Source organism: Bradyrhizobium sp. (assembly GCF_049512235.1).
GTDB lineage: Bacteria > Pseudomonadota > Alphaproteobacteria > Rhizobiales > Xanthobacteraceae > Bradyrhizobium.
The window spans coordinates 1-2,547 of record NZ_JBEKXH010000730.1; the positions used below are offsets into that span (position 1 = coordinate 1).

At 60.1% G+C, this 2,547-nt stretch carries 3 protein-coding genes; 2 read left to right on the forward strand and 1 reads right to left on the reverse strand.

Features of this window, described 5'->3' with window-relative positions:
* Together ABSG20_RS34520 and ABSG20_RS34525 are read left to right on the forward strand one after the other, a co-directional pair.
* A partial coding sequence (locus tag ABSG20_RS34520; RefSeq protein WP_423868910.1) for a hypothetical protein occupies positions 1-260 on the forward strand: 260 nt, incomplete at its 5' end.
* A gap of 575 nt (positions 261-835) precedes the next feature.
* The gene (locus ABSG20_RS34525; RefSeq protein ID WP_423868911.1) at positions 836-1,741 is read left to right on the forward strand and encodes a transglutaminase-like domain-containing protein; all 906 of its coding nucleotides are present in this window, start codon (positions 836-838) and stop codon (positions 1,739-1,741) included.
* Between the two features lie 453 nt (positions 1,742-2,194).
* Here ABSG20_RS34525 and ABSG20_RS34530 read toward each other — a convergent pair.
* Positions 2,195-2,547: sigma-70 family RNA polymerase sigma factor (locus ABSG20_RS34530; protein ID WP_423868912.1), on the reverse strand; the 353-nt coding region annotated here is incomplete at its 5' end.

Here is a 2,547-nt window from a genome sequence, read left to right on the forward strand (position 1 = left end):
TGTACATCCTGCCCTGCCATGTCCTGGCCACGCCCGACGCTGCCGCGTCCACCGCATCTCATCCCGCGTGTCTGACGATCGCGATACGCCCCTCATCTGGAACGAGACGGTTCGGTTATGAACTGATTCGAACAAAAAGTGAACACATTTATTTTTCTATTTGTGGCTTGACAGCCCAAATCACACCAGATCTTGCGCGTCGGGTACGCGCGGCGTCATCCGGAGGCTCGGCGGACAAGAAAAATTCAGAAAAGGTTTGACACGTCGGGCAAATCACCGCTACTTCGTCATCATCGCAAAAGTCGAATGCCCGCGCCGAGACATCGGTCGCGGGTTTTTTGTTTGCCGTAAGCCAGCCTGGCCCGGACCAGCCAACGGACCGGCGCGAATGCGCCGCCGGTGACCGGCGCCGCGACGTCAGGGGATGCCTTGGTTGCGGTGGTCCCACATAGCGCGGAGTTTATCCTCGGGCCGTGCGAAGCATGTACCCCGGGTGTTCCGCTTGATACCAATGTGGTCTCCGAACTCAGGCGATCGGACAAAGCCAACCGCGATGTCGCGGCCTGGACCGCAACGGTTCCGGCCGCATGTTTCTTTCGCAACGCCTGGGATTTCAAGCCTATCGGCTTTGCCTTGCGCAATCCGTGCCAACCGCGAAACACCGCGGGCTCTCGCTGAGCGACTTTGCTGGCTTGGGCCGGCCGTCGCTCGAGCCACATGAGAAAAACTTTTTGCCGATGTCGGCGGGCAACACCCTCCTGCGTCCTAGAGAACGAATGCCCAGGCCAATCGACGGAGGAATAGCATGCCGACGAAGACTAAGGAACGAGTGCAGATGGAACCGCCGGCGGCAGGGGCCGCCCTCGCCTACTACGCCCGCCCTGGGGCAATGACGATCGCAAATAAGCACGCTGCGGCGCTGGAAACCTTGCCGGACGACCTCGGCGGCCTCGTACGCTTCGTACAAGGCGTGGTCCTGCATGAATACGTGGCAGGAGACCTCTATGGCTTCCAGGTTCCGAATGAACGCAAGAGCGAGAGCCATATTCGTCCCGCAGAACAGCTCCTCGACCGAATTCTCACCCTGGACCCCCGGCCATTCTCCGTCGCGCGACCCGTGGACAGGCGCCTGATCGGCGTATGCCGCCATTTCGCGGTGCTTCTTGCCGCCGTATTGCGTGCCAAAGAAATTCCGGCGCGGGTGCGCTGCGGTTTCGGAACGTATTTCAATCCGGGTTTTTTCGAAGACCACGTCGTCTGCGAGGTCTGGGATGCCAATGAACGACGCTGGCGGCTGGTTGACCCGCAATTCGACAAAATCTGGCGACAGGCGCTCGACATCGATCACGACATTCTCGACGTGCCGCGCGATCGCTTTCTGATCGCGGCTGATGCGTGGGTGCTTTGCCTTGAAGGTAAGGCCGATCCCAGGATTTTTGGCATATTCAAGGGCGACCTGCGCGGATTGTGGTTCATCGCGCGAAACCTGGTCCACGACGTCGCGAGCCTCAACAAGATGGAGTTGCTGCGCTGGGATGACTGGGGCGCCATGCCCAACCCGACTCAAACGCTGACAAATGATCAGCTTGACTTCTTCGACCGTCTTGCTGCGCTTACCGAAATGCCTGACCTGACATTCGAAAAGCTTCGCACGCTTTACGATGGCGATGAACGCGTTGAAGTGCCGAAGGTGGTTTTCAACGCTGTTCTGCAGCGTCAAGAACCGTTATGGGCAACATGAGGAAACCTCGCGGGGACGAGAGATCAGATGATCCGCCCCCCGAAGGCGTAACCCGCCATCTTGGCGGTTCATAGCGGCGGATGATGATCCGCCCTACGAACGCTGGCGATGATCCTTCCGGTGTCATGGCCGGGCTTCGTACCGGCCATCCACGTCTTTGTTACGTCGCAAGATCAAGCGCGATCGAAGGCCCAGCCAGTAGGATGGGTTGAGCCCTTTGCGAAACCCATCGCCCCCGCGAACTGCAATTGATGGGTATCGCTTCGCTCCACCCATCCTACGCCCTGCACCGCAATTCCATGACTGAATTGTCTCATCGCAAGGGCTCCTGGTTCAGGTGGTCCGCACGCCGATAAAGAAATGGCCGGGACAAGCCCGGCCATGATGAAAAAGCTTTTGGGTCCGGGGTCTGCGGCGCACCACTTCGTGCCGCGCAGCGCCCGGGACACGAGATCAGTTATCCAGGAACGAGCGCAGCTTCCTCGACCTCGACGGATGCTTCAGCTTGCGCAGCGCCTTGGCCTCGATCTGGCGGATACGCTCCCTGGTCACCGAGAACTGCTGGCCGACTTCTTCCAGCGTGTGGTCGGTGTTCATGCCGATGCCGAAGCGCATGCGCAGGACGCGCTCCTCGCGCGGCGTCAGCGAGGCCAGGACGCGCGTGGTGGTCTCGCGCAGGTTAGACTGGATCGCGGCGTCGATGGGCAGGATCGCGTTCTTGTCCTCGATGAAATCGCCGAGGTGCGAATCTTCCTCGTCGCCGACCGGGGTCTCCAGCGACAGCGGCTCCTTGGCGATCTTCAGAA

What these genes read in the sequence shown, in the direction of transcription:
- ABSG20_RS34525 (WP_423868911.1), top strand. Translation starts at nt 836, where the DNA reads ATGGAACCGCCGGCGGCAGGGGCCGCCCTCGCCTACTACGCCCGCCCT.